The following is a 25,004-nucleotide window of genomic DNA, read 5'->3' as shown; positions in this document are numbered from 1 at the left end:
TGTACGTATCTCCTTTCACCGATTCAGGCTTCCCTGCCTCAAGAGTAACGCACATCACACATCAGGCGTCCGAAGCGAAAAGTTCCTGCATGCGTGGGCTCCACTCGGAGGAATCCTCGGGCTGCTCCTCGAGCGGCATGCCCACGAAAGCCCAGCCCAGTCTCCCCTCCGGCCCATCGATGATCACCGACGGGCTCTCTCCCGCCTCCGGCTCGGAGAGGATCTCTTTCAGCCTGCGCAGGTCCGCCTCGTCGTAGTCGTTGTCGGTGTAGAGCTGCCATAAGGTGTTGCTGGTGGCTTGTTGGACCTGGAAGCCGGGCGCGGCTGCGTCGACACGCTTCACAAAGGCGAGCGCCTCTGTGTACCCCACCGGGAAGTTCCCGAGTGCCAGCGTCGTCGGATCTCCACCGGGCGTGAGCGGCATGCCATGGAATTCGAGGTCGATGCCTGTGTCCGCGGCGTCGAGCGTGCGAAACAGCGTGTCGCGGATCCGGATTGTGCGGCTGTCATCTGCGTTCTCTGCGGGCTGCACCTTGACTCTGGTGCCGTGGTCGCCCGCGAAAACATGGACGATGCCGATAGCAGGGTCGGCTAGCAGCTCGTAGGCTGCCTCCTGCTCCTCCAGCACGGCGGGCTCCGGGAGTTGCCCGTCCCAGAAGAACCGTGTCGCCCCGAGCTGCGCTTTCAGCGCAAGATTGAAGGAGTCGATGCCCTGGTCCTGCATCTCCGTCTGCTTGGCGTGGAGCTTCGAGAGCGCTTCAATCAGCTCACTGGCACTGTCCACGTTGAGCTCCCCGAGGAGTTGGATCTGCTTCGTGGGGATGCCGCCGGCCAACTGCTGCTGAACGGTGAGGTCCGAAAACACAGGGTCCTGGTCCGCCCACTCAGCGACGGCGTCGACCTGCTTGTCGATCTTCGCGCAGCCGCCAAGCAACAGTGCGCACATGCCGAGCAGCACCGGAACAATGATGGAAAAAGCTTTCCTCGCCATAACGCCGGATTTTAACGGCGAAAGCAGAAGCATTGCTTTGAGCAGGTTACCCGTTTAGAACTCGCAGCATGCGTTCCTGCCACGGGCACTCGTCACAGGACACTGACTTCGACGGAGGCTTCCCCATGTAAACAGCACCGAGGACCCCCTCGGGGCCTCTGATGACGATTAGAGTGGGCCTCTTGACGGGAGTTTCGGACAGGATCTCCTTGACGGCGCGCAGACCTTCTTCATCGAATTCGCCTTCGGTGTAGAAGCCCCATACGCTGTATTCTTCCTGTTCTTCGGTGCTGCTCACGACGGTGAGGGACATATCGGTAGCAACATCTATGCGGTTGGCGCGCTCAATAAGCTCCTGGTAGGTCCCATCCTCAGGGTTGAGGGCGAGTTTTGGCGGCGCGCAGCCCGTTTGCCCGACAAATTCCGTGGAGTGCATGAGGGGAAACCATATAATTCGAGTCGTGCGTCACTGTCCGCAGCGAAGTTCTCATAGGCTTTGTCGCGGAAGGCGCAAGCTTCGTCGTCAGAGAGGCTCGAACCACGCGTAGCTACCAGTTTTAGCCCTATGTCCTCCTCCCATAGGGTTGCTGTAATTTCTGCAACGCCCGGTGCCACCAACGGTTCGATCAGTTTCTCGTTTCTGCGCGCGTCTTTCCGATCCAGCATTCTTCCGCACCAGACCAGTGACGTTCCTCCAATATCCGCAGTGATGCCTTCGGTGGAAACTAGGTCACTTACCTGCTCTCGGTTCCGCTCCTTCTTGCGGAGGGCTTTTAAAACATCGATAAACTGCGACACGCTTTCGACGTGAAGGACGCCGCCGACTCTGATTCGCAGAGGGTACTCCGATGTGTCACCTATGCGACTGAATGTGAGGTCCTTCATCACTGGGTCGTCTGCGACGAATCTCTCCAGGCGCTGGGTCTCGGAGAGTTTTTCGTTTTTGTTAGATGGGTAGGCGGCGGCGAAGGCGAAGAGGATCGCAACGGTCACCAACAACACGATGGTGTTCACCTGGTTCTTCGCCTTCATGAGAGCGATCCTACTGGGAAATCACCGCATGCAGCTGCTCGTTCCACGGCTGTTGATCGCACCGTCTTGCACCTCGATCTCCTTGCTGCGCAATGCGACCGCACCATACCGCCTGAGTTCAACGGCCGATGCGAGGCGTCACCCGGCGTTTACGAGCCCAACACTTCCTGCATGCGCTCTTCCCACGGATGTTGCTCGTAGGCTTTCGGCCTCGCCCGCGGCTTTCCCACTTTCACCGTTCCGAGGAGTCCGTCGGGGCCTTCGATTCGCACCCACACGCCTTTCCCGTCGACGGGTTCGGTCAGGATCTCTTTGATCGCGCGCAAGCCTTCCTCGTCGAATTCGCCCTCGGTGTAGAAGGTCCACTCGCTGTCAGGGCCTTCAGCGTTGTTCACGCTTGTGAGGAACATGTCGGAGGCGGCGTCAACATGTTCGGCTTGTTCCACCAGTTCGGCGTAGGTGGTGTATTCGGAGACAAGCTGAAGGCGCGGCAATAAGAATTGTTCGCCTTCACCGCCCGGCACGCCTGTCGTACCGCGTTCCTGGGCCGGTTTGGCCAGAGGAAAGCCCATCAGCACGAAGGATGCGTCGGGGTGCGGCTGAATATGGCTGTACGCCTTGTCCCGGAAAGCGCGGGCGTCATCGTCGCTGACGGACATATTCCGGGTCACCTTCGCGTCGATGACTGTCCGGTGGGGCGCGTGCAGTTTCAGTTTCTCCACCTCGGAGGCGGCGAACGGCGTGGACAGCTCTTCCGCGTCAGCGGCCTTCTCCGCATCGGGGAGCTCGCCGGACCAGGCGAACGTCGTGCCGTCGATGTCCGCCGACACGTCGTCAGCGGTCAGCGTCGTCCCATGTCCCGGCTCCGGCGCCTTGCCCTCGAGGGCGACCAAAGCAGCGAAGAATTCGGGCACGCTTCCGACATTGAGGGTCCCGCTGACATCCGCCCGGGTGAATTCCTCCGACTCGCTTCCGACGTGGGAGAAGGTGAGGTCTTTCATCACAGGATCTTCGGCAGCCCATTCATCCAGGCTTTTCATGTTGGATCGGTGCGGCTCGTCGGCGGGGCCGTAGAGAAACGCGGCGAGGAACACGAAGGCGTAGGTCACGACCACCGCGCCAAGGCCGATCTTGTCCTTCTTTTTCACAGGCGCGATTTTAGCGGCGAAACTTCCGCTACGACGCAGCGATGGCTTGCAGTTGCGCGCTCCAGGGCTCGTTGCGGGCGGGCTGCGCGTCACGGGGTTGCCCGACGTAGGCCATACCTAGTCGTCCGTCGGGGCCGTGGAGGACGAGGGTCGCGGTCTTGCCGTCGATAGGCGTGGCGAGCAGCTCCACGACGGCGCGCACATCGGCCTCGTCGAAGGGATCCTCGGTGTAGAAATCCCACACGGAGTTCGTGCCGCGGTTGTCGACGGAATCGAGCCGCATCCGGCTCGCGGCAGCGACCCGCTCGATGAAAGGGATCGCCTCGCGGGCATCGTCGAGAAGCAGTCGCCCGGCAGGTGGGAAGCCGTGCAGCGCGAAATCGGTCCCGCGCGCACCGAGATGTTCGTAGGCGGCGTCGCGGAAGTCGCGCGCTTCGCCATCGCTTATCGACGCCTCCCTGTACACCCTCCCCGTGAATCCCCCATCACTAGCTACCACAGTCACCTCGATTTCCCCCACAGCCGGTGCCGCGAACGGCGCCAGGAGCTCCGTCATATCGCCGCCGAATTCCTCCGACGGGAACGGGCCCTCCCATGAGAAATCGGTGCCGTCGATATCCGCAGAGAGATGCGACGTGAACGAGTTGATCGCACCTTCTTGCACCTCGATCTCCTTGCTGCGCAATGCGACCAAAGCGTCGACGAATTCCGGCACCGTATCCACATTCAGCGAACCCCCGACCGAGATAACCGACGACTTGAAACCGCCAGCTACCACCCGCGTGAAATTCACGTCCTGCAACGCCGGATCGGTCTGCGCCCACGACTCCAACTGCGCGACCTCATCGGCCACCGGGTCCGCGCACCCGCCAAGCAGCATGGCGAGCGCACCCACCACACTGAGAACCGCCCTGCGCATCATGCGAACAATACTAATGCGCACCAAAAACGCCCGCCCCCAAAATCCAACAGTATGGATTGGGGGCGGGCGTGGGGTGGTCGTCGATAAGCGCTTTAGCGTGCCTTCTCGATGACCTCAACGAGACGGAAGTGCTTGTCCTTGGACAGCGGACGCGTCTCCTCGATGCGGACGAGATCGCCGATGCCGGCGGTGTTCTCCTCGTCGTGTGCCTTCACGCGGCTGGTGTTACGGACGATCTTGCCGTACAGCGCGTGGGACTTGCGGTCCTCGATCTCGACAACGATGGTCTTATCCATCTTGTCGGAGACCACGTAGCCGCGGCGGCGCTTCTGCAGGCCCTTCTTCGTTTCAGACATTAGTTAGCTCCTTCACCAGGGACGGTGGACAGGCCGAGCTCGCGCTCACGCAGCACCGTGTAGATACGTGCGATGTCGCGCTTGACCGCCGGGATGCGGCGGTTGTTGGTCAGCTGACCGGTCGCCAGCTGGAAGCGCAGGTTGAACAGCTCTTCCTTGGCGGCGCTCAGACGATCGTTCAGCTCAGCATCAGTGAGCTCACGGAACTCGTGTGCAGGGGTGCCAGTAGCCATTAGAACTGGTCCTCCTTCGCAATGATACGAGTCTTGCACGGCAGCTTAGCGCCAGCGCGGCGCAGAGCTTCCTGAGCAACAGCCTCGTTCGGGTAGGACATTTCGAACAGGATGCGGCCAGGCTTGACGTTGGCCACCCACTTCTCCACCGGGCCCTTACCGGAACCCATACGCACGCCAAGCGGCTTCTGGGTCAGCGGACGATCCGGGAAGATGTTGATCCAGACCTTGCCGCCACGCTTGACGTGGCGGTTGATGGCAATACGAGCTGCCTCGATCTGGCGGTTGGTGATGTACGCCGGCTCGAGAGCCTGCAGGCCGTAATCACCGAAGTTAATGGTGTTGCCGCCCTTGGACACACCGGAACGATTCGGACGGTGCTGGCGACGGTACTTGACGCGCTTAGGGATAAGCATGTGTCTTAGCCCTCCTTCTTCTGCTCTGCGCGCTGGCGGCGCTGGCCACCGCGGCGGGGACGGCGGTCACCGCGGCCACGGCGCTCATTGCCCGGAGCGTTCAGCTCGGACTCGCGCACGCCACCAACGACGTCGCCCTTGTAGATCCACACCTTGACACCGATGTTGCCGAAGGTGGTCTCTGCCTCAGCCAGGCCGTAGTCGATCTCCGCACGGAGGGTGTGGAGCGGGACGCGGCCCTCGTGGTAACGCTCAACACGGGACATCTCAGCGCCGCCGAGACGGCCGGAGCACTGAATCTTGATGCCCTTGACCTGCGGCTGGCGCATAGCGGACTGGATAGCCTTGCGCATCGCGCGGCGGAAAGCCACACGGTTGACCAGCTGCTCAGCCACGTTCTGGGCGACCAGAGCGGCGTTGGCGTCGACGTTCTTGACCTCGAGGATGTTGAGGGCGACCATCTTGCCGGTGAGCTTCTCCAGCTCGCGGCGGATGCGGTCAGCCTCAGCACCGCGGCGGCCGATCACGATGCCCGGACGTGCCGTGTGGATGTCCACGCGGACGCGGTCGCGGGTACGCTCGATGACGATGTCAGCGATGCCGGCGCGCTGCAGGTTCTTGTTCAGGTACTCGCGGATCTTGATGTCCTCGGAGACGTAATCCGCGTAGGACTTGTCGGCGTACCAGTGGGACTTCCAGTTAGAAGTGATGCCCAGCCGGAGGCCGTGCGGGTGGATTTTCTGACCCATTGTTTAAGCCTCCTTCTGGCTCTCGACTACCACGGTGATGTGGCAGGTGCGCTTACGGATCTGGAAGGCGCGGCCCTGGGCGCGCGGCTGGTAGCGGCGCATCGTCGGACCTTCGTTGGCGTATGCCTCGGAGATGACCAGCGTGCGCGGGTCAAGACCGAAGTTGTTCTCGGCGTTCGCAGCAGCGGACGCGACGACCTTGGCCACCTGGGTGGACACGGACTGCGGCGCGTACTTCAGGATCGCCAGGGCTTCGGACACGGACTTGCCGCGGACGAGGTCGAGAACACGGTTCGCCTTCATCTGGGAAGTGCGCACGTACTTCGCGGTTGCGTGTGCGGAAGTGATCGTTTCACTCATCGCTTATCGACGCCCCTTCTCTTCCTTGACGTGACCCTTGAAGGTCTTGGTCGGTGCGAACTCACCGAGCTTGTGGCCGACCATGGACTCGTCGATGAACACCGGCACGTGCTTGCGGCCGTCGTGGACGGCGAAGGTGTGGCCGATGAAATCGGGGAGAATGGTCGAACGGCGGGACCAGGTCTTGATGACCTGCTTGGTGCCAGCCTCGTTCTGTGCGTCCACCTTGTTGAGGAGGTGTTCGTCGACGAACGGGCCTTTCTTCAGGCTGCGTGGCATGTGAATTTACCTCCTCTTAGCGCTTCTTGTTCGGGCGGCGGCGACGCACGATCATGTTGTTGGAATAACGGTTCGGGTTGCGGGTGCGACCTTCCTTCTGGCCCCACGGGGAAACCGGGTGGCGACCACCGGAGGTCTTGCCCTCGCCACCACCGTGCGGGTGGTCGACCGGGTTCATGACAACACCGCGGACAGTGGGCCTCCAGCCCTTCCAGCGCATACGGCCGGCCTTGCCCCAACGGATGTTGATCTGGTCAGCGTTGCCGACCTCACCGACGGTCGCGCGGCAGCGGATGTCCACGCGGCGGATCTCGGAGGACGGCATACGCAGAACTGCGTAGGAGCCTTCCTTACCGAGCAGCTGAATGGACGCGCCAGCGGAACGAGCCAGCTTCGCACCTGCGCCCGGCTTGAGCTCCACAGCGTGGATGGTCGTACCGGTCGGGATGTTGCGCAGCGGCAGGTTGTTGCCGACCTTGATGTCGGCGTTAGCGCCAGCCTCGATAACCGTACCCTGGGTCAGGCCCTTCGGTGCGATGATGTAGCGCTTCTCGCCGTCTGCGTAGTGCAGCAGCGCGATGTTGGCGGTGCGGTTCGGGTCGTACTCGATGTGAGCGACCTTTGCCGGGACGCCGTCCTTGTCGGAGCGGCGGAAGTCGATCACGCGCCACTGGCGCTTGTGGCCGCCACCGCGGTGACGGGTAGTGATGTGACCGTGGGAGTTACGGCCACCGGTCTTCGGGAGCGGTCGCACCAGGGACTTTTCCGGGGTCGAGCGAGTGATCTCGTCGAACTCGGAAACGGAGCTGTTGCGGCGACCCGGGGTTGTCGGCTTGTACTTACGAATAGCCATAGTGTTTCCTTTTCTGCTCGAACTCTTTTTGGTGCGGAGCCGTTAGGCGACGCCGCCAAAAATGTCGATGGAGTCGCTGCCCTCGCGGAGGGTGACATACGCGCGCTTGGTGTCCTTCCGCTTGCCCCAACCGGTGCGGGAGCGCTTGCGCTTGCCCTCGCGGTTGACGGTGTTCACGGAAGCGACCTTCACGCCGAAGATGTCCTCCACGGCAATCTTGATCTGGGTCTTGTTCGCGTTCGGGTTGACGTAGAACGTGTAGGTGTTCTGCTCCATCAGCGCGTAGGTCTTCTCGGAGACGACCGGGGCGATGATGATGTCGCGCGAGTTAGCGGTCTTAGCCATTAGTTCTCCTCGCTTTCAGCAGCTGCGACCACGGTGGAGCCGGAGGCTTCAGTGGTTGCGGCGTTGGCGCGGTTGACGAAGTCGTGCAGAGCCTCGACAGAGAAGACGACATCGTCGGCGTTGAGCACGTCGTATGCGTTCAGCTGACCCGGCTCGAGGATGGTGACGCCCGGCAGGTTCCGTGCGGAAAGACGGGAGTTAGCGTCCTCGCGGCCGATGACCAGCAGCACCGACTTGCGGTCGGTCAGGCGCTCGATGAAAGCGCGTGCGGACTTCGTCGACGGGGTCTGGCCAGGGACGAGCTCCTCGACCACGTGGATGCGGTCGTTCTGAGCGCGGTTGGTCAGGGCACCGGCGAGAGCGGCCTTGATCATCTTCTTCGGGGTGCGCTGCGCGTAGGAACGCGGCTGCGGACCGTGGACGGTGCCACCACCAGTGAAGTGCGGAGCACGGATCGAACCCTGACGGGCGCGGCCGGTGCCCTTCTGGCGGAACGGCTTCTTGCCACCGCCGGCGACCATGCCACGAGTCTTCGTGGCGTGGGTGCCCTGGCGCTTAGCAGCAAGCTGCGCGATGACGACCTGGTGCATCAGCGGAACGGATGCCTCACGGTCGAAGAATTCAGCCGGGAGCTCGACGGAACCCTTGGTGGCTCCGTCAGCGGTGTGGACATCGAGTGTCAGTGTCATGCGTGAGCACCGCCCTTCACTGCGGTCTTGACGGTGACGAGGCTGCCCTTAGCACCCGGGATAGCACCCTTGATGAGGAGCAGGTTGGAGTCGCCGTCGATCCTTTGAATCTTGAGGTTCTGGGTGGTCACACGGTTGCCGCCCATGCGGCCAGCCATGCGGGTGCCCTTGAACACGCGGCCCGGGGTGGCGCAGCCACCGATGGAGCCGACGCGGCGGTGCGAAGCCTGGTTACCGTGAGCGGCACCCTGGCCTGCGAAGCCGTGACGCTTCATGGCACCTGCGTAGCCCTTGCCCTTGGTGGTGCCGGCAACGTCGACGAAGGTGTCATCCTCGAAGATATTGACGGTCACTTCTTGGCCGAGCTCGTAAGCAGAGGTGTCGTCCATGCGGATCTCTGCCACGTGGCGGCGCGGGTTCTGGCCGGCCTTCTTGTAGTGGCCTGCCTGAGGCTTCTTTGCCTTACGGGGATCGATTTCGCCGTAGGCGATCTGGATGGCGGAGTAGCCATCGGTCTCTTCAGTGCGGATCTGGGTAACAACGCACGGCCCAGCCTCGACGACGGTGACCGGAATGACTCGGTTCTCCTCGTCGAAGATCTGGGTCATACCGAGCTTGCGGCCCAGAATGCCCTTGATCTGGTTAGTCATATGTCTTGTTCTCCCTACTGGATGTTCACGTCAACGCTCGCGGGGAGGTCGATGCGCATAAGGGCATCAACCGTCTTCGGCGTCGGGTCGAGGATGTCGATGAGGCGCTTGTGGGTGCGCATCTCGAAGTGCTCGCGCGAGTCCTTGTACTTGTGGGGAGAACGAATAACGGCGTACACGTTCTTTTCAGTGGGCAACGGCACCGGTCCGACGACGCGGGCACCCGTGCGGGTGACCGTCTCAACGATCTTCTTCGCAGATGCGTCGATCGCTTCGTGGTCGTAGGCCTTGAGCCGAATGCGGATCTTCTGTCCCGCCACGTTAACCTCTTCCTCGCTTCCCACGTTCTGTGTCTTGCTCGCGCTCGCCACAAAAGAGGTGGGATTGATAGCTTTCAGTTTCTCTATAACGTTGTCCGGTTTGGGGCCGGCGCCAACGCCAGTGTCTGTTCAAACGAATGACTGCCATGACAATCGGCGGAAGGTGCGCACGCGCCTAAACAGCGCATGTTCAGTGCTTCCGCTGGGATGAGATCCCCATCGTCAGGCTCGGAAGGGGTTTCATAAAGCATGATCGCCTATCGGCGACCACACCCACGTGGCCCTTACGTACTGCCGCTGTTTATTTGCCATGCCCCTTCTCCGGTCCCCGGTCTCGAGAGTGCCTACTCAGGGTGGTGGCCTGTGCTCGATCGCAGGTCCTTCGTCGATAAGCATGACGCTCATCGTGCAAAGGTGTCATGTTCGCCTTACCAGCAGCGCTTATGCGCCGTGTTAAAGCAACCCAGGTATTCAAACACACTGGTCGTCGAAAAGGCAAATAGTCTCAAAATGGTGTTATTTCCGCTCGTGCATGGCCGGACCGGAATTTTACACATACGATGGGCTGGTGTTACGTCGGTATGTCTCACCGGCGCAGACACCACACGATAAAAACTTCCTGAAAGGATTGTCATGGCTGACAACAACGAGAACACCCCGAACACTCCGGCAACCGGCGGCTCCACCACCCCGGAGGCTCAGGCACAGCCGCGCAACGAGGTTCTTGAGACCGAGCACGGCACCACCGTCATCGATGACAACGTCGTGGGCAAGATCGCCGGCATCGCTGCCCGCGAGGTCTCCGGTGTGCACAACCTGGGTGGCGGCGCTGCCCGCATGTGGGGTGCTGTGCGTGAGTCCCTGACTTCTTCCACCAATGTTCAGCAGGGCGTCAACGTCGCTGTCGAGAACGGCCACGCGAACGTCGCTGTCGCTGTCATCGCTGAGTACGGTGTCGCGATCCACGAGCTGGCTAACGCTATCCGCGAGAACATCACCATCGCGATCACCCGCATGACCGGCCTGATCGTCGACCGCGTCGACGTCACCGTCCACGACGTGAACCTGCCGGAAGAAGCTACCGAGACTGACCAGACCACCCAGTCCAACCAGCAGGCTCTGGACCAGTAAGAATGGCCGCATTCTCCGTCACCCAGGAAGTCGCGGAAACCATCCGTGACGCGGCGTTGTCAGTCGACGGTGTGGCGGGAGTGTCCGGCGGCCGCATGGGGCAAGCGTTCCTGCGGGTCAGCGGCGCGATGATCGAAGGCATTCAGCTTATCGACGACAGCGTCCCCCACCTCGCCCTGCACCTCACCTACGACCTGTCCTCCCGCCGCCAGATCCCCGCGATCGTGACTGATGTCCGCACGGCGGTAACGTCCCTGCCCGTCTTCGCGGACATGGACGCCGATCCGCGCATCGACGTCGTTTTCGATGACGCTGCGTAAAGAACCGCGCGAACAACCGCGTAATCAACAACGCACAAGAAATGTGGAATACACATGAACATTTTCTCTAACAAGACCGTCCTCGGTGCCGTCATCGGTATCGTTCTGGCGTTCGCTCTGATCTTCGGAGGCTGGCTCGGGTTCTTCTTCACGCTCCTGTTCGGCGCCATCGGCGGCGTCGTCGGCGCGCAGCTGGAGGGCCGCATCGACCTGGCTGAACTCGTCAGCACCACCTCCGGGCGGGGTCGTGGGTAATGGATCCAGCCGCGTACCGCATTAGCGAAAAAACCGTCCAGCGGATCGGCGAAGTCGCCGTGCTGACGGTCCCGGGTGTCCGCGCCATCGACGCGAAGCTCGCTGGCCTGGCTGGCCGTAGCTTCCCGCGCGTGAACGCCCAGATCGACAGGCCTGGGGGCTCCGTGATCCTCGACGTCGAGATCGTCAGCTCCTACCCCGCCCCCGTCGGTGCGATCACCGACGAGGTCCGCGAGACCATCGGCTCCCACGTGGAAACGTTGACGGGACTTGCCGTCCAGAAGGTCAACATCGTCGTCGTGGACGCCGAATCCATGGCGCTGGGCCAGCGCGTGACCCGCAACGACCTGCTGCACCACCCGACGGGCATCGCGCCCGCCACGATCCGCGTCGCCAGGTCGAAGGTCTTCTCGCCGCAGGTGAAAGCACCGGTCAGGCTCGCCGACATCGTCGTCGACGACTCGACCTACAACCAGCTGACCTCGGTCCACACCCCGGACCCGATGCAGATCCGCCACATCTCCGCACCGCTCCCGCCGCACCCGCAACCGGTTCAAGCACCGGAGCCACGTCGCGTGACGACTGTGGAAGCCCCAGAACCGGTCCGCCCCGTTTCTCCGGAGCGTCCGGATCCAGCACCGCTGCGCGCGGTCGGCGTCGAAAAGCAGACGCGCCCGCGCCACGTGAGCGCACCTGCCCCGGCGCCGCTGCGCACGATCGACGTGAACCGCATTGCGCCCCGCGTTCCCGCGGAGCGCCCCGCACCCACACCACTGCGTCTTGTCGAAGTCGCACGCCCGTCTCAGCTCACTCCGGTGTCACTGCCGGCGCAGCGCCCGCTGACGCAGATCGAGGTGCGGAGGCCGCACCATGTGGACGTCGTCAAGCCAATGCCCGAACCGCTCCGCGCGATCACCGTTCCGCGCCTGGACGTCGTGAGTCCGCAGCTGCCTCCGCAGCGCCCGCTCGATGAGATCACCATCGACCCGGACCGGGCAGACGACGACGCCCTCGAAAAGCCCATCGGCAACTCCACGCAAACCGTGCGAATCCGCCCCGACAAGGAGGTGCAGCGACCGTGACCCGCCCCACCCACGAATTCACCGGCCCACGTTCTGGCGCCGAACCCAAAGGCAACCCGTCGGTCCGGTGGCTCACCATCCTCCTCGGACTGGTGCTGCTCGCCCTCTCCGGCGTCATCGGGCGCGACCTGTGGTACCGCTACCAAGAAAACGATCCGCAGAACTCCTGGGTGCGCCCCGTCCTCGAGTGGCTCGGCACCGCAGCCGTGAACCCGGTCGGCGTCGCCGTCGGCATCGTCGTCGCGCTCGTCGGCCTCTGGCTGATCATCGCCGCGTTGAAGCCGCGTCCGCGCCGCTACGTGCGCGTCGACTCTGCCTCCTCCATCTGGATGCGCCCCGTCGACGTCGCCCGCAAGGCCACCGCGTCGGCGCGCAACGAGCTCGGCCGCGCCAATATCGCGTCCCGCGCCACGCGCAAAAAGCTCACCGTCGACGTTGAAGACGACGGCTCAGCCGATCTCGACCACCGCCTCACCGACGTCCTCGGCAGCGAAATGCAGCGCCTCGCGCAGACCCCGCAAGTCCGCGTCAACATTCACCGCCCAACCCAAGCGAAGGAGCTGGCATGACACGCACACTGGCATTCTTCGACCGGCTGATCATCTTCCTGCTCGGTCTGCTCCTGCTCGCCGGCGGACTCATTCCAGCCGCGCTGTACTGGGATATCCCCTACGTCTCCGAGTTCGTGCGCGGCATCAACCGCTCGCTGCTCACTGACGTGCCCGGCATGAACTGGTACACGGTGGCGCTCGTGGCCACGATGATCGGTGCGATCATTCTCGGCTTGTGGATGATCATGCCGAATATCCGCAACCGCGGGTTCAGCAACCGATTCATCGGCACCGCGGCGTTGGACTTGGGCGACACCCGCGTCAATGTGGCGCGTGTTGCGCAGGCAGCATGCAACCACGCGGAGCGCTCTGAGATTGTGAAGCAGGCGAAGCAGTCCGTCGCCTACGTCGGCGACCGTCCGACCGCCACGTTCACCGTCACCGCCAACCCGGATTACGACCTGGAGACCGTCGTGTCGTTCGTCGAAGCGATCGACGCGGACTTCCGCGATGCGGTCGACACGATGGACATCGACACGGTGTTCAAGCTGCACCTCGACAAGGTCGCCGCTTAGCTCTCCACGAGCAGGAGCTTGACTACCTCCGCCATGGTCACTGCTTCTCCACCCGCGGTCTCGTAGACGAAATTCTCTCCCATACGACAACGCACGACCTGGCTCCAGGCGTGCGTTGTTTTCGCCACCGTGCGTTTGTCGACCTGCCAGAGGTGCAGCCGCTGCGTAATCAGCATCCGAACGCCGCCGGCGAGGAGGACGAGCCAGACGGAATTGCCGATCTCGTCGCGCGCCAGGCCGTCGATGCTGGTTGCGGCTGGGGTGTCCTGTCCGCTGCCAGTGCCAGAGCCAGTGCCGGTGACACTACCGGTGGTGGTGCTATCAATGCGGGAAATCAGCGCCACCACCCCCAGGCGATGCTCCACGCCTTCGCTGTCTGCGATCGTGAGCATCTGTCCGGGCCCCGTCGGGCGAACCGAGTCGTACTGCCACACGCTCGGCTGACGGTCACGATCCCCAAGAGAGCGCACCACGACATCCCCGGCCGCAGTCAGCGTGACACGATGCGCGGGAGAGACAGTCTCTACCAGCACATCGTCTGACACGCGTCCATCCTGGGCGCGGGGAAGGTCGGAGGGGTGGGCGAAGGATTCGTCGATAAGCAATTGCTCGAGTTCCTCGTCCGTCGTGCCCCAGCCCGCGCCGCGGTTGGCCAAGATGCCGAAGAGGGTCGCCAACGGTAAATCCGGCTGTCCCTCCCACGTTCGGCGAAGCTGATCGAGAACACGCGGGATACGAGCGGGGTCATGCACATTGCCCAGCTTACGCGGGGTCGCAAACGATAAAATTAAGGCATGTGGCCAGTAGCGCTCGACGTCGATACGTCCCTGCTTCGCCTCGCGCCCTGCGACTTTGCTGAAGGCTCACCCGTCACCCTCCTCGAAGCGCAATACGTGCGCGACAACGCCGACGCGTGCGGAGTGCGCGTCGCGTACTGTCTCAGCGACGGCACCACCAACTACGCCTGGGAACCCCACCTGCAACTCGAGCCCGTCGACATCCCGCTACGTGGCCCCATCGCGCATAACGCTCCGGCTGAATTCAGCGTCCCTGGCTGTCGATCTCATGCCCGACGGAGCCGACTGCACGCGTGGCGACGATCCTGGTGCCGTCGTCGACAGCCACGGTCGCCTTCACGCTGTGCAGCGCACAGACGGGCCCCTCCCCGTCGAAATTCGCTTTACCCCTCCCTTTCCCGCGGTCAGCCAACTGCCGAGTCGTGGAAGCAGAACTATTGCGTGGAGTCTCACCGTTGGTGAAGATCACGTTATGAACGGGACCGTCACGCTCTCGCCAGGCAACACCGGGACCGACATGACCTGGTCCGTTGATAAATCGTGGAGCGGTGTCAAGCAACGAGGCGCAGCCTGGGTGCTTACTCGATTGATCCCGTTTCTCACACGGTGGCCCCGCCACTACTCGTGGAGCGGCGCTATGCACGCCGACGGATCCATCACCGGATCGTGGATCAACGCGAAGCCGAAAACCTAGTGGCAATTGCAGCGCGGGTAAACGCCTCAACCTGCAAAGTGCAAAATGAAAGCACCCGGATGGCGAGTGTGCGGTATTTGAGAGCAATCTCAAGAAGGGTGGAGGATGCCCACTCATGGCCGGAGTGCTGCCACTGATTCTAGCTCAAGAGTTTCAGAACTTCTTCGGTGTGGAATGGGTCGAGGGTGTGGGAAGAGTCGGTCGGTTCGTCGAGAAGCGTTCCGCCCGCAAGTCGAATATAGGTGGCGATGCTCATCGTGGCATTGCCCCGCACGTTGTCGAGCAAGACCTGCGTTTCCGTTCGTGTGGTTTCGGTGTTGATCGGCGCGTTCGCGTGCACTTTGGTGTTCCAGTCCACCCACACGAGCTCGCGGCGCTCCAGGTCGATGACGGCGACCGTGGCGTAGTTCGACTTTGCAGTCAGGTCGATCCGCGCGATCACCTCGCTGGCTTCGAAGTCCTCCCCCGCCGAGATGGTCCTGTTTGTCATGACACCGATCTGGGCCTCGGGGACCGTGTCGAAAGGCCCACCCGAATACGCATACCCAAGGAGTACGAGATAGCGGTAGCCTGCGGCTTTCGTAGCCTCGATGTCCAGCTGGATGTACTCTGCGGCCCCGTTCGGCGCGGATGTCAGATCACCGGAATGAAACGCTCCCGTCTCTTCGTCGCGAAGGTATGTGTACGAAATATGGCGTTCTTTCTTCCCGTCTTCGCTGGCGAAATACGCCGTCAAATCGAGGTCGACGGACCGTTCCGGCTTATTGCGCCAATGCAGGAAGAAGCGCATGTAGCGGTTATCCCCGAGCGCGATACGGCTGCCGCGGCCCGCTGTCCGTGTGCCGCTCGACGCGCTGCGCAGACCTAACGGGATAGCCAGGCGTTGGGAGGCGAAGGGGAACGGTTCGTCGAAGAAGAAGGATCTTCCCGCAAGGCGCCCGGACAGCCCGTATTCCACCGCGGCGACGATATCGCTGTAGTCCTGGTCCAGGGAAAGCGTGTTCAGGATGAATGACGTGCCACTTCCGGCCCGTCTCGGCAGAACGACGCGGTAGGGCATGGTTTGCATGCGCTCCGAGTTGAAGAAATTCCACATCTGCACGAGCACACGAGGCGCCACTTGTGGGGCAATTGCTCGGAACGCCTGGACGATAGCGTTCCGGTGTTGTGGGAAATGCCGTACGAGAGCGTGAAGGCGGCGAGCGAAATCGCCGGGATTCTCCGCGAGCAGCGGGAGCAGCGCATCGATATCGCCTGCGGCGACAAGCTGCTCAATGCGGTGTTCGCGCGCTGGGCCGATATCGATGCCGTTGCCGTGGACGAGGTCGCGCATAGCGTTCGTTCGCTCCGCCCACCGGTATTCCTGGGGGTGCAGGGCGCGAAACAGTCGCTTCCACCGCTCTATGTTCCGCTGCACGTCGTGGAGGTGCTCAGTCCATTCACCCCGCTGCAGCACATCCTCCAATGCCGCCATGACGCGGCGGCGGTCTGCCCGACGGAGGCGGAACCGGGTGTTCTCCCCGAGGCTGCGCGACCCACCGCTTAACTCGCTGGCGAGGCGGAGGACATCCGTTGGTGTTTTCAGAAACGGTGTCCAGTCGTGGCCGCCAGCCCGGATCGCCGCGAGAAAAGCTAGGTTTTCGCGGATGGGCACGTCAACGGCTGCGGGCACGAATGGGCTCAAGGTGCGCACATCCGCCGCATCGACGTCTGAATACGGCTGGGAGGATGCAACGAGCGCTTCGCTTATCGACGCAATGTCCGCCCCGTTCCCTGTCCACACCGGACGCAACGTGCGCACCTGCAGAGGTTCTCGTTGCATCACCTCCGCGGGCGGGCGAGGTGGCAACCATTGGTAGCCGGCGGAGCCGTAGACGTAATGCAATACGGCGGAGAGCATCAACTCATCGTCGGACAATTCTGGAACGGTTGCCCTGAAGTCGGGGTGCAGCGTCGTTTTCTTGGCCTTGCTCTGACCGGTGATCTCATTTGCTGCAGCGACCACATCGCGCAGCGATTGGGGGTCTGCCGCCGCCAATGCGTCGACATCCTCGTCCTCGACCCGGTACCCGAGTAACGCTAGCTCGTACAGGCAAGTGTGAACCTGGTCCGGAGATGAAGACCCCGGCACAACATGGAGCAGGTTGCGTCGGCGGAGCGCTATCTCAGCTAGCCGTGGCCGGGCATCTGCGGAAACTTCTATGGCGACGGGGTCAAACGGCGGTTGCGTCATGCCACACGATTTTAGATCTCTGGGCGTTGAAGCTCCTGCCAACAAAATAAAAAAGCCGCACCTCACAGAGGAGGTGCGGCTGATCTAGGAAGCTAGTCGGAGACTAGTCCAGGATCTTGGTGACGCGGCCAGCGCCGACGGTGCGGGAGCCCTCGCGGATAGCGAAGCGCAGGCCCTCGTCCATAGCGACCGGCTGGATGAGCTCGACAGTCATGTCGACGTTGTCGCCCGGCATGACCATCTCGGTGCCCTCCGGCAGCTTCACAACACCGGTGACGTCGGTGGTGCGGAAGTAGAACTGCGGACGGTAGTTGTCGAAGAACGGGGTGTGGCGGCCGCCCTCGTCCTTGGACAGGACGTAGACGGAACCCTCGAACTTGGTGTGCGGGGTGTAAGCGCCCGGTGCGATGATGACCTGGCCACGCTCGACGTCCTCACGCTTGAGACCACGGAGCAGCAGAGCGGCGTTGTCGCCAGCCTCAGCGGTGTCGAGAAGCTTGTTGAACATCTCGATGGAGGTGACGGTGGTCTTCTGGGACTTCTCGCGGATACCGATGATCTCGACCTCGTCGTTGAGGTTCAGGACACCACGCTCGACACGGCCGGTAACAACGGTACCGCGGCCGGAAATGGTGAAGATGTCCTCGATCGGCATCAGGAACGGCTTGTCGGTCTCGCGCTCCGGATCCGGAATGGAGTCGTCGCAAGCCTGCATGAGGTCCACGACGGACTGGACCCACTTCTCGTCGCCCTCGAGAGCCTTCAGAGCGGAGATGTGGACGATCGGAGCTTCCTCGTCGTAGTCCTGCTCTGCGAGCATTTCGCGGATCTCCATCTCGACGAGCTCGATGATCTCTTCGTCGTCGACCATGTCGCACTTGTTCAGTGCAACGAGGATGTACGGGACGCCGACCTGGCGGGCGAGCAGCACGTGCTCGCGGGTCTGCGGCATCGGGCCGTCGGTAGCAGCAACCACGAGGATCGCGCCGTCCATCTGAGCAGCACCGGTAATCATGTTCTTGATGTAGTCGGCGTGGCCCGGGGCGTCAACGTGAGCGTAGTGGCGCTTCGGGGTGTTGTACTCCACGTGGGAGATGTTGATGGTAATGCCGCGCTCGCGCTCCTCCGGAGCCTTATCGATCGAGTCGAAAGCGAAAGCCTTGTTCTCCTCCGGGTACTGGTCAGCCAGCACCTTCGTGATAGCGGCGGTGGTGGTGGTCTTGCCGTGGTCGACGTGACCGATGGTGCCGATGTTCACGTGCGGCTTAGAGCGCTCGAACTTTTCCTTTGCCACTGTTTGTCCTCCTGGACGTGCATGTGACTACGACTCTCGCAGCCACGTGGATTTACTTCTGCCTTGCTTTCATTTCCTAGCACGCGGTCCACCGTGTCCCACCTTCGGGGGGTGGTTTACCGGTGCGTCGGGCATGGAAACAATGGCCATTTCACAATGTGCCAGTTACATGATCCTAGATTTGTTAACGCCGTTTTTCAAACCATGACGGGGAGGGTTTCAGGCCCCTCCTCATGGTCTTTCGGGCGACCCACGTGGCGTGGACCCACCTAGTGGTAACGGCCGGCTCAAAGTCTCACTTGGTGAGGCTCTCAGCTCGACCGCTACCGCGGCGCCGTGCGCTCCCCTAGTGGCACGGAGGGTCTAGGGGAGCACCGTGAGGCTTCGCGTTTTAGGCGTTGCCGTTGCGCTCGTCGATGATCTCCTGAGCGATGCTGCTCGGGACCTCGGCGTAGGAGTCGAACACCATGGTGAAGTTCGCGCGGCCCGCGGTCGAGGAACGGAGGTCACCGATGTAGCCGAACATCTCGGAAAGCGGGACCTTTGCCTTGACGACCTTGGCGCCGGAGCGGTCCTCCATGGAGTAGACCTGGCCACGGCGGGAGCTGATGTCACCGTTGACGGTGCCCATGTACTCCTCGGGGGTGACGACCTCGACGGCCATCATCGGCTCGAGCAGAACCGGCTTCGCCTTAGCGACGGCTTCCTTGAGCACCTGGGAACCTGCCAGCTTGAACGCCATCTCGGAGGAGTCGACGTCGTGGTAGGCACCGTCCTCGAGGGTGGCCTTGATGTTGACCAGCGGGTAGCCGGCGAGGAAGCCGTACTGCATTGCGTCCTGGATACCAGCGTCGACGGACGGGATGTATTCCTTCGGGACGCGGCCACCGGTGACGGCGTTCTCGAACTTGTAGGTTGCGGACTCGCCCTCTTCCAGGGTCTCCGGGTCCGGCTCGTACGGCTCGACGGTGACGATGACCTTCGCGAACTGACCGGAACCACCGGTCTGCTTCTTGTGGGTGTAGTCGAGGGACTCGACCTTCTTGCGGATGGTCTCGCGGTAGGCGACCTGCGGGGAACCGATGTTCGCCTCGACCTTGAACTCGCGCTTCATGCGGTCGACGAGGACGTCGAGGTGGAGCTCACCCATGCCGCCGATGACGGTCTGGCCGGACTCTTCGTCGAGCTTGACGGTGAAGGTCGGGTCCTCTTCAGCGAGCTTCTGGATGGCAGTGCCGAGCTTCTCCTGGTCAGCCTTGGTCTTCGGCTCGATGGCGACCTGGATCACCGGGTCCGGGAAGTCCATGGACTCCAGGATGATCGGGTGGTCCGGGTTGCAGAGGGTGTCACCGGTGGTGGCCTCCTTCAGACCGATGAACGCGTAGATATTGCCGGCATCGGCGTGCTCGACCGGGTTCTCCTTGTTCGCGTGCATCTGGAAGAGCTTGCCCACGCGCTCCTTCTTGTTCTTCGTGGAGTTGAGCATCTGCTCGCCCGGGATTGCCTGGCCGGAGTAGACGCGCACGTAGGTGAGCTTGCCGAAGAACGGGTGCACAGCGATCTTGAACGCCAGTGCGGAGAACGGCTCCTCGACGGACGGCTTACGGGTCATGGGCTCGTCGGAGTCCATGGCGGTGCCGTGAACCTCGCCGATGTCCAGCGGGCTCGGGAGGAAGTCGACGACAGCGTCGAGCAGCGGCTGGACGCCCTTGTTGCGGTAAGCGGTACCGCAGTAGACCGGGTAGATCTCCGAGTCGACCGTCATCTTGCGGATGGCGCCCTTGATCTCGTCGATGGTCAGCTCTTCGCCGCCGAAGTACTTCTCCATGAGCTCTTCGTCGGATTCAGCGACGGTCTCGAGCAGCTTCTCGCGGTACTCCTCCGCCTTCTCCTGGAGGTCAGCCGGGATCTCCTCGATGGTCGGCTCAGCGCCGATTTCGACCTTGCCGCGCCAAGTGATGGCCTTCATCTGCAGCAGGTCGACGACGCCGTCGAAGTCGTCCTCGGCGCCGATCGGGAGCTGCATGACCAACGGCTTCGCACCGAGGCGATCCACGATGGTCTGCACGGTGTAGTAGAAGTCCGCACCGAGCTTGTCCATCTTGTTGACGAAGCAGATACGCGGAACGTCGTACTTCGCGGCCTGGCGCCACACCTGCTCGGACTGCGGCTCAACGCCTTCCTTGCCGTCGAAGACGGCGACAGCGCCGTCGAGGACGCGCAGCGAACGCTCCACCTCAACGGTGAAGTCCACGTGGCCCGGGGTGTCGATGATGTTGATCTGGTTGTTGTTCCAGAAACAGGTCACGGCAGCGGACGTAATGGTGATGCCGCGCTCTTTCTCCTGCTCCATCCAGTCGGTGGTCGCGCCACCGTCGTGGGTCTCGCCGACCTTGCGGTTCAGACCGGTGTAGAAGAGGATGCGCTCGGTCGTGGTCGTCTTACCGGCATCGATGTGGGCCATGATGCCGATGTTGCGGACCTTGTTCAGGTCCTTAAGCACTTCTTGTGCCACGTTGTGTACCCCAACTCGTTTGTCGTCGACGCCCATTAGCCGTATCCCCCGTTTTTCACGGGGCGGCCGAAGACGCCTTGGCGGATATTTTCCTTGGTCGATTCTGCCACTTTATCGCTGATCTGGCATTACGAAGTCTTTGAAACTTCGTGCCAGTATCCGGCGGGGCAACCAAAGAACACCCCCGCCGGGTACGTTGCAGCGGGGAACTACCAGCGGTAGTGGGCGAAGGCGCGGTTTGCCTCTGCCATCTTGTGGGTGTCCTCGCGGCGCTTCACGGATGCGCCGAGACCGTTGGATGCGTCCAGGATCTCGTTGGCGAGGCGCTCGGTCATAGAGTTCTCGCGGCGCTGGCGGGTGAAGGTCACCATCCAACGGAGGGCGAGGGTGGTGGAGCGGCCCGGACGGACCTCAACCGGGACCTGGTAGGTCGCACCGCCGACGCGGCGGGAGCGGACCTCGAGGTCCGGGCGGATGTTGCCCAGTGCCTTCTCGAGGGTGCCGACCGGGTCGGTGCCGGTCTTCTCGCGGCACATCTCGAGCGCGCCGTAGACGATGCGCTGTGCGGTGGACTTCTTGCCGTCCTGGAGGATCTTGTTGATCAGCTGGGTGACCAGCTCGGATTCGTAAACCGGGTCCTTGACAACGGGACGCTTCGGAGCTTGCTGCTTACGCATTGTTCTTTACTGTCCCTTCTTCGCGCCGTAACGGGAGCGAGCCTGCTTGCGGTCCTTGACGCCCTGGGTATCCAGTGCGCCACGGATGATCTTGTAGCGAACACCCGGGAGGTCCTTCACACGGCCGCCGCGGACGAGGACCATGGAGTGCTCCTGGAGGTTGTGGCCTTCGCCCGGAATGTAGGCGGAGACCTCGATGCCGGAGGTCAGGCGGACACGCGCGACCTTACGGAGAGCAGAGTTCGGCTTCTTCGGGGTGGTGGTGTACACGCGGGTGCACACGCCGCGGCGCTGCGGGGAGCCCTTCAGCGCAGCAGTCGCCACCTTCTTGCTTTTGTCGTGACGGCCCTTGCGGACCAGCTGCTGGATAGTTGGCATACCAACTCTTTCTTGTTCGGGGGTCGCACTCCCCTGGGCTGAAAAGGTGGTCAAACATGCAAAAATGGGGGCTCTTCTTCGGGGCCCTGCCGTTTTCACATGAACTCACCTTCGCTGCCCCGGAGGGTGCGTGGAGTTCAATGGTTTCCCTACCCCGGCACGCGGGGCGGAATCGGTAGAGAAATTACACGCCGCGCCATCGCAAAAGCAAATCGGACCTCGGCAATGACCGCCGCGCCGTGAACGTGCCAATCATCGTATGCAGGGAGAATTGCGCAGCCAGTTGGTATATTTAGGACATGTCGTCCGAGATTGAACGCTCAGAAGCACAGCTGCCGCGTAAGCGCGCGAGTTCAGCTGCCCGCCAGGCCACGGCCAATCTGCTCACTGAGGCTCTGGCTGACGGCCAGATCGACATCACGGAATTTGACGAACGCACCGCCCAGGTTTGGCAGGCCACATATGCCGACGAACTGGAACATTTGACCGCCGACGTGGAGGTCCCCGACAGCAAGAAGCCGGATTCGCAGGTGACTGCGACTCCGCGCACTCAGCCAACCATGGAAATTGTCCCGCACCAGGGCGGTTCGGCTTTCTCCTTCGCAGTAATGGGCGGCTCGACGAGCAAAGGGTCGTGGCACATCGCACGCCACCACACGTCACTCGCGATGATGGGCGGCAACTACCTCGACCTACGTGAAGCGACGCTCTCCTCGCACGAAACGGTGATCACCGCCGTCGCATTGATGGGCGGCATCGACATCGTCGTGCCCGAAGATGTCCGGGTCATTAGTGAGGGCTTCGGAATCATGGGAGGATTCGGCGTCACGGACCACCCGTCGTGCACATTGCGTATCGACGACATCCCAGCAAGCGCCCCCATCGTCCGAGTCCGCGGGCTGGGTCTGATGGGTGGAGTAGGCATTACCCGCGCGGCGCGAGGAGCACGCGTCTGATAGCGCCGGATTCTCTCCGTGAGGGCTAGTCCTCTCGGTGCCGGGCGATGACGGCGTCCCAGGGGCCGGCCCAGCCGTCGTCACGCGATTCGGCGGCGATGGGTTCGATCTCCCCGTCGTTCCCCAACGCTTCGGTGAGGAAGAGGATGGCACTGCGCGCGGGGTGAGTGGGCACGGTGCCGGCCTTGCCGGAGTGGTTCGCGTCGAAATCGCTGCGCGCCGCACTTTCGAAGGCCAGTGCGCTGGTGGTGTACCACTGCATCAAGAGCATCGGGTCGATACCGTTTGCCCAGGACCACGGAATTTTCGCGCGCCCTTGGACAACGGCGAAGCAAATCATCGAGTTCCGTCCGAAGGTGAGGTGGCGCTCCCAGGCGTCGCCGTCGGTGTCGCCCGCGTACCGCCCCAAGTGCTTCTGCATGTTGTCTAGATGGGCGACGACGGCTCCGTTATCGGCACCGAGTACTGCGGTGACGGTTTCCGCCAGCAGGGCGAGGGCGGTGCGAGCGGTGTGGCCATCGGGCTCGGCGGTGCCGTCGATAAGCGGATGCTTTGCCGTGAGCTCGTCGATGATGCATGATTGCTCGTCGGGCGTGAACTCATTTTTGAAAAAGCCGGAGAGGTTGAATGCCCCGAAGTAGCCGCCGAACGGCCCGCTGTCTTCGCTGTTGCCGAGCTTCGGCGCGAGGCGGTTGATGCGGCGCGTCCAGTCGTCGTTGCGGTCGATCCAGCCTGCGCTGCGCGCGTCGAGCGCGATGCGGTACGCGAGCAGGGGGTCGTTGTTCTTCTCCGCGATGATCGCCATCTGACGGAAGCACGGGTGCTCCTCGCTGTAGGCGGAGCTGTCGTGCGCGCCTTTGATGCGCGTCTCTCGCGCCTCGAGCTGAAGTTTCGCAGCCTCCTGGAGGTTCCCCTTGCTGCTGGCTTCTTTCGCCTTCTTCTCCAGCGCGCCGGCTTTGCGGTACGCGCCGCGTTTGATGCGTTCGCGCTTGGCACGCAGAACGCGCGCTTCGATATTGACGTTATCTTGCGCGATCCGCAGCGTCATGTCGAGGGCGTGCGAGGCGTAGTTGCGTTGCCCGTAGAAGTAGTTCATGACGCGGATCTGCGCGTGGTGGAGGTCGATCAGTGCGTCGTCGTCGAGCTGGTCAGGTGCGGGAAGGTGCGCGTAACGCTCCATTAGCTTATCGATGATTTTTCCCTGCAGCTCCGGGTTCTTGCTCACCCAAATGAGCAAATCGGACAGGAAACTGACATCTATGGACCGCTCTGCTGGCGCACTGAGGATGCTTTGGCCGTGCCGGCTCTTTTGCCTGAAGACCTCGTCCAGAATCGTCCGGTCCATGTCGGTGAGTCCACCCCACCAGTCTTGGAGCCCGAAATAGTTGATCGAGTTCTGGTTGTCCGCCATAGCACCTCCTTAATCTGGCAATACCGTTTTAAAGACCCGGGAAGGGCACCACGTTCAGAAGGATGAGCAGTCCCAGCACGAAGATCATCAGCAGCACGACGCAGATCGCTGCCAGTATGACCAGCCCTGATTTGGACCCGCCCTGCTTGCCTTCCGCACCGGTGCGCACCTCGCTCCGCTGGCGCTGCTGCGCATCACCGTAGGGCTCACCGTACGCCTCGCCGTATGCCTCGCTGTCACGCGCCGTCGTCTGCGGAACCCGCCGCGGCTCCGGCGTGTCCTGAACACGCGAGCGCTCAGCCTCTGCGCCGCCCAGCGCCGGACGCTGCTCCGCGCGCTGTTCGTAGCTGCCGCCACCGTACGGGTTCGATTCGTAGCGCTGCTCCTCATTGCGCGCCGCCCCGCCCAGCTGCGTGCCGTACGGGGTCGACTCGTAGCGCTCCTGTTGCTGCGGTGTCTGCGGGGCCTGCGGCCGCGCCTGTGCTGTCGCTCCCCCAACGTCCGCGGCTGTGCTCCCGCCTGCCGGCGCAGTTGCCGACGCTGCGGCAGCCGGTGCCGCGCCAAGCGCAAATCCTGGCGTGGATGCACCCGGCGACTGTGCCTTGATCACTTCCGTTTGCGGCTCTGCTTGCGTCGGCTGCACTGGCTGCGCTGGCTGAACTTGCTGCGCTGCCTGTGCTGCCTGGTGTGGCTGCTCATGCGCCGGTTGCGGGGCGTCCGGCAGCGCCGCGAATGGCGCGACGTCGGTGAAGTCGTACTGGTTGGCTGCGGTGGGGTTTTCGCGGGTCATTT

At 62.6% G+C, this 25,004-nt stretch carries 33 protein-coding genes; 8 read left to right on the top strand and 25 right to left on the bottom strand.

Going from position 1 to position 25,004, the window contains the following annotated elements:
• Positions 1 to 61: 61 nt before the first annotated feature.
• From ACUY2Y_RS03060 to rpsJ, 16 genes are all read right to left on the bottom strand, one after another.
• Positions 62 to 991: a hypothetical protein gene (locus ACUY2Y_RS03060; RefSeq protein ID WP_448324764.1), complete on the bottom strand. Its 930-nt coding sequence runs from the start codon at positions 989 to 991 to the stop codon at positions 62 to 64.
• Between the two features lie 46 nt (positions 992 to 1,037).
• The gene (locus ACUY2Y_RS03055; RefSeq protein WP_448324763.1) at positions 1,038 to 1,304 is read right to left on the bottom strand and encodes a hypothetical protein; all 267 of its coding nucleotides are present in this window, start codon (positions 1,302 to 1,304) and stop codon (positions 1,038 to 1,040) included.
• Positions 1,305 to 1,318: 14 nt separating this feature from the next.
• Positions 1,319 to 2,023, bottom strand: coding sequence for a hypothetical protein (locus ACUY2Y_RS03050; RefSeq protein ID WP_448324762.1), 705 nt, complete (start codon positions 2,021 to 2,023; stop codon positions 1,319 to 1,321).
• Positions 2,024 to 2,172: 149 nt separating this feature from the next.
• The gene (locus tag ACUY2Y_RS03045; RefSeq protein ID WP_448324761.1) at positions 2,173 to 3,171 is read right to left on the bottom strand and encodes a hypothetical protein; all 999 of its coding nucleotides are present in this window, start codon (positions 3,169 to 3,171) and stop codon (positions 2,173 to 2,175) included.
• 28 nt (positions 3,172 to 3,199) lie between these two features.
• Positions 3,200 to 4,093: a hypothetical protein gene (locus tag ACUY2Y_RS03040; protein ID WP_448324760.1), complete on the bottom strand. Its 894-nt coding sequence runs from the start codon at positions 4,091 to 4,093 to the stop codon at positions 3,200 to 3,202.
• A 92-nt stretch (positions 4,094 to 4,185) separates the two neighbouring features.
• Positions 4,186 to 4,449, bottom strand: coding sequence for a 30S ribosomal protein S17 (gene rpsQ, locus ACUY2Y_RS03035; RefSeq protein ID WP_448324759.1), 264 nt, complete (start codon positions 4,447 to 4,449; stop codon positions 4,186 to 4,188).
• Positions 4,449 to 4,682 carry a 50S ribosomal protein L29 gene (gene rpmC, locus ACUY2Y_RS03030; protein ID WP_259798696.1) on the bottom strand — a complete coding sequence of 78 codons (234 nt, stop codon included), beginning with the start codon at positions 4,680 to 4,682 and terminating at the stop codon, positions 4,449 to 4,451. Before rpmC ends, rpsQ begins: the two co-directional genes overlap by 1 nt.
• Positions 4,682 to 5,098 (bottom strand): 50S ribosomal protein L16, encoded by a 417-nt coding sequence (rplP, locus tag ACUY2Y_RS03025; RefSeq protein WP_448324758.1) that lies wholly within the window; start codon positions 5,096 to 5,098, stop codon positions 4,682 to 4,684. The genes rpmC and rplP overlap by 1 nt, the downstream gene beginning before the upstream one ends.
• A gap of 5 nt (positions 5,099 to 5,103) precedes the next feature.
• Complete coding sequence (gene rpsC / locus ACUY2Y_RS03020) at positions 5,104 to 5,847, bottom strand: 30S ribosomal protein S3 (protein ID WP_259900308.1); 744 nt, start codon at positions 5,845 to 5,847, stop codon at positions 5,104 to 5,106.
• Between the two features lie 3 nt (positions 5,848 to 5,850).
• Complete coding sequence (rplV, locus tag ACUY2Y_RS03015; RefSeq protein WP_210574969.1) at positions 5,851 to 6,207, bottom strand: 50S ribosomal protein L22; 357 nt, start codon at positions 6,205 to 6,207, stop codon at positions 5,851 to 5,853.
• A gap of 3 nt (positions 6,208 to 6,210) precedes the next feature.
• On the bottom strand, positions 6,211 to 6,486 hold the full coding sequence (gene rpsS / locus ACUY2Y_RS03010) for a 30S ribosomal protein S19 (RefSeq protein WP_005286746.1): 276 nt from the start codon (positions 6,484 to 6,486) through the stop codon (positions 6,211 to 6,213).
• A 16-nt stretch (positions 6,487 to 6,502) separates the two neighbouring features.
• On the bottom strand, positions 6,503 to 7,339 hold the full coding sequence (rplB, locus tag ACUY2Y_RS03005; protein WP_259900309.1) for a 50S ribosomal protein L2: 837 nt from the start codon (positions 7,337 to 7,339) through the stop codon (positions 6,503 to 6,505).
• 42 nt (positions 7,340 to 7,381) lie between these two features.
• Positions 7,382 to 7,684 carry a 50S ribosomal protein L23 gene (gene rplW / locus ACUY2Y_RS03000; protein WP_210574964.1) on the bottom strand — a complete coding sequence of 101 codons (303 nt, stop codon included), beginning with the start codon at positions 7,682 to 7,684 and terminating at the stop codon, positions 7,382 to 7,384.
• Positions 7,684 to 8,373 carry a 50S ribosomal protein L4 gene (gene rplD, locus ACUY2Y_RS02995; RefSeq protein ID WP_210574962.1) on the bottom strand — a complete coding sequence of 230 codons (690 nt, stop codon included), beginning with the start codon at positions 8,371 to 8,373 and terminating at the stop codon, positions 7,684 to 7,686. The genes rplW and rplD overlap by 1 nt, the downstream gene beginning before the upstream one ends.
• Positions 8,370 to 9,023: a 50S ribosomal protein L3 gene (rplC, locus tag ACUY2Y_RS02990; RefSeq protein WP_448324757.1), complete on the bottom strand. Its 654-nt coding sequence runs from the start codon at positions 9,021 to 9,023 to the stop codon at positions 8,370 to 8,372. Before rplC ends, rplD begins: the two co-directional genes overlap by 4 nt.
• 14 nt (positions 9,024 to 9,037) lie before the next feature.
• A complete protein-coding gene (gene rpsJ / locus ACUY2Y_RS02985; RefSeq protein WP_003848085.1) occupies positions 9,038 to 9,343 on the bottom strand; it encodes a 30S ribosomal protein S10 in 306 nt (101 codons plus the stop codon).
• A gap of 633 nt (positions 9,344 to 9,976) precedes the next feature.
• Between rpsJ and ACUY2Y_RS02980 the strand changes: the two genes are divergently transcribed.
• The 6 genes from ACUY2Y_RS02980 to ACUY2Y_RS02955 are packed head-to-tail and all read left to right on the top strand — an operon-like array spanning position 9,977 to position 13,257.
• Positions 9,977 to 10,474, top strand: coding sequence for an Asp23/Gls24 family envelope stress response protein (locus ACUY2Y_RS02980; protein WP_448324756.1), 498 nt, complete (start codon positions 9,977 to 9,979; stop codon positions 10,472 to 10,474).
• A 2-nt stretch (positions 10,475 to 10,476) separates the two neighbouring features.
• Positions 10,477 to 10,794, top strand: a complete 318-nt coding sequence (locus ACUY2Y_RS02975; protein WP_210574955.1) for a hypothetical protein — start codon at positions 10,477 to 10,479, stop codon at positions 10,792 to 10,794.
• 54 nt (positions 10,795 to 10,848) lie between these two features.
• Positions 10,849 to 11,049 carry a hypothetical protein gene (locus ACUY2Y_RS02970; RefSeq protein ID WP_259900312.1) on the top strand — a complete coding sequence of 67 codons (201 nt, stop codon included), beginning with the start codon at positions 10,849 to 10,851 and terminating at the stop codon, positions 11,047 to 11,049.
• Positions 11,049 to 12,131: an Asp23/Gls24 family envelope stress response protein gene (locus ACUY2Y_RS02965; protein WP_448324755.1), complete on the top strand. Its 1,083-nt coding sequence runs from the start codon at positions 11,049 to 11,051 to the stop codon at positions 12,129 to 12,131. The genes ACUY2Y_RS02970 and ACUY2Y_RS02965 overlap by 1 nt, the downstream gene beginning before the upstream one ends.
• Positions 12,128 to 12,700, top strand: coding sequence for a hypothetical protein (locus ACUY2Y_RS02960; protein ID WP_448324754.1), 573 nt, complete (start codon positions 12,128 to 12,130; stop codon positions 12,698 to 12,700). Before ACUY2Y_RS02965 ends, ACUY2Y_RS02960 begins: the two co-directional genes overlap by 4 nt.
• A complete protein-coding gene (locus ACUY2Y_RS02955) occupies positions 12,697 to 13,257 on the top strand; it encodes a hypothetical protein (protein WP_448324753.1) in 561 nt (186 codons plus the stop codon). Before ACUY2Y_RS02960 ends, ACUY2Y_RS02955 begins: the two co-directional genes overlap by 4 nt.
• On the opposite strand, the gene ACUY2Y_RS02950 is transcribed toward ACUY2Y_RS02955, so the two are convergent.
• On the bottom strand, positions 13,254 to 14,009 hold the full coding sequence (locus ACUY2Y_RS02950; protein ID WP_448324752.1) for a hypothetical protein: 756 nt from the start codon (positions 14,007 to 14,009) through the stop codon (positions 13,254 to 13,256). The genes ACUY2Y_RS02955 and ACUY2Y_RS02950 overlap by 4 nt on opposite strands.
• Positions 14,010 to 14,298: 289 nt before the next feature.
• Positions 14,299 to 14,523: a hypothetical protein gene (locus ACUY2Y_RS02945; RefSeq protein WP_448324751.1), complete on the bottom strand. Its 225-nt coding sequence runs from the start codon at positions 14,521 to 14,523 to the stop codon at positions 14,299 to 14,301.
• A 3-nt stretch (positions 14,524 to 14,526) separates the two neighbouring features.
• On the opposite strand from ACUY2Y_RS02945, the gene ACUY2Y_RS02940 reads away from it, so the two are divergent.
• Positions 14,527 to 14,748 (top strand): hypothetical protein, encoded by a 222-nt coding sequence (locus ACUY2Y_RS02940; protein WP_448324750.1) that lies wholly within the window; start codon positions 14,527 to 14,529, stop codon positions 14,746 to 14,748.
• Between the two features lie 139 nt (positions 14,749 to 14,887).
• Here ACUY2Y_RS02940 and ACUY2Y_RS02935 read toward each other — a convergent pair whose 3' ends face one another.
• From ACUY2Y_RS02935 to rpsL, 5 genes are all read right to left on the bottom strand, one after another.
• The gene (locus tag ACUY2Y_RS02935) at positions 14,888 to 16,981 is read right to left on the bottom strand and encodes a TerD family protein (protein ID WP_448324749.1); all 2,094 of its coding nucleotides are present in this window, start codon (positions 16,979 to 16,981) and stop codon (positions 14,888 to 14,890) included.
• A 103-nt stretch (positions 16,982 to 17,084) separates the two neighbouring features.
• Positions 17,085 to 18,275 (bottom strand): elongation factor Tu, encoded by a 1,191-nt coding sequence (gene tuf / locus ACUY2Y_RS02930; protein WP_448324748.1) that lies wholly within the window; start codon positions 18,273 to 18,275, stop codon positions 17,085 to 17,087.
• 391 nt (positions 18,276 to 18,666) lie between these two features.
• Positions 18,667 to 20,790 (bottom strand): elongation factor G, encoded by a 2,124-nt coding sequence (gene fusA, locus ACUY2Y_RS02925; protein ID WP_259900319.1) that lies wholly within the window; start codon positions 20,788 to 20,790, stop codon positions 18,667 to 18,669.
• Between the two features lie 209 nt (positions 20,791 to 20,999).
• The gene (rpsG, locus tag ACUY2Y_RS02920) at positions 21,000 to 21,467 is read right to left on the bottom strand and encodes a 30S ribosomal protein S7 (protein WP_259900320.1); all 468 of its coding nucleotides are present in this window, start codon (positions 21,465 to 21,467) and stop codon (positions 21,000 to 21,002) included.
• 6 nt (positions 21,468 to 21,473) lie between these two features.
• Positions 21,474 to 21,845: a 30S ribosomal protein S12 gene (rpsL, locus tag ACUY2Y_RS02915; RefSeq protein WP_076598032.1), complete on the bottom strand. Its 372-nt coding sequence runs from the start codon at positions 21,843 to 21,845 to the stop codon at positions 21,474 to 21,476.
• Positions 21,846 to 22,144: 299 nt separating this feature from the next.
• On the opposite strand from rpsL, the gene ACUY2Y_RS02910 reads away from it, so the two are divergent.
• Positions 22,145 to 22,801, top strand: a complete 657-nt coding sequence (locus tag ACUY2Y_RS02910; RefSeq protein WP_448324747.1) for a DUF1707 SHOCT-like domain-containing protein — start codon at positions 22,145 to 22,147, stop codon at positions 22,799 to 22,801.
• Positions 22,802 to 22,826: 25 nt separating this feature from the next.
• Here the strand turns inward: ACUY2Y_RS02910 and ACUY2Y_RS02905 are convergent, their stop codons facing one another.
• On the bottom strand, positions 22,827 to 24,212 hold the full coding sequence (locus ACUY2Y_RS02905; RefSeq protein WP_448324746.1) for a hypothetical protein: 1,386 nt from the start codon (positions 24,210 to 24,212) through the stop codon (positions 22,827 to 22,829).
• Between the two features lie 28 nt (positions 24,213 to 24,240).
• Positions 24,241 to 25,002 carry a hypothetical protein gene (locus ACUY2Y_RS02900; protein WP_448324745.1) on the bottom strand — a complete coding sequence of 254 codons (762 nt, stop codon included), beginning with the start codon at positions 25,000 to 25,002 and terminating at the stop codon, positions 24,241 to 24,243.
• Between the last annotated feature and the right edge of the window lie 2 nt (positions 25,003 to 25,004).

It is taken from the genome of Corynebacterium sp. 20-84, from assembly GCF_053479455.1.
Note: the sequence above shows the minus strand (reverse complement) of the source record. Positions and strands in the feature narration are given on the sequence as shown.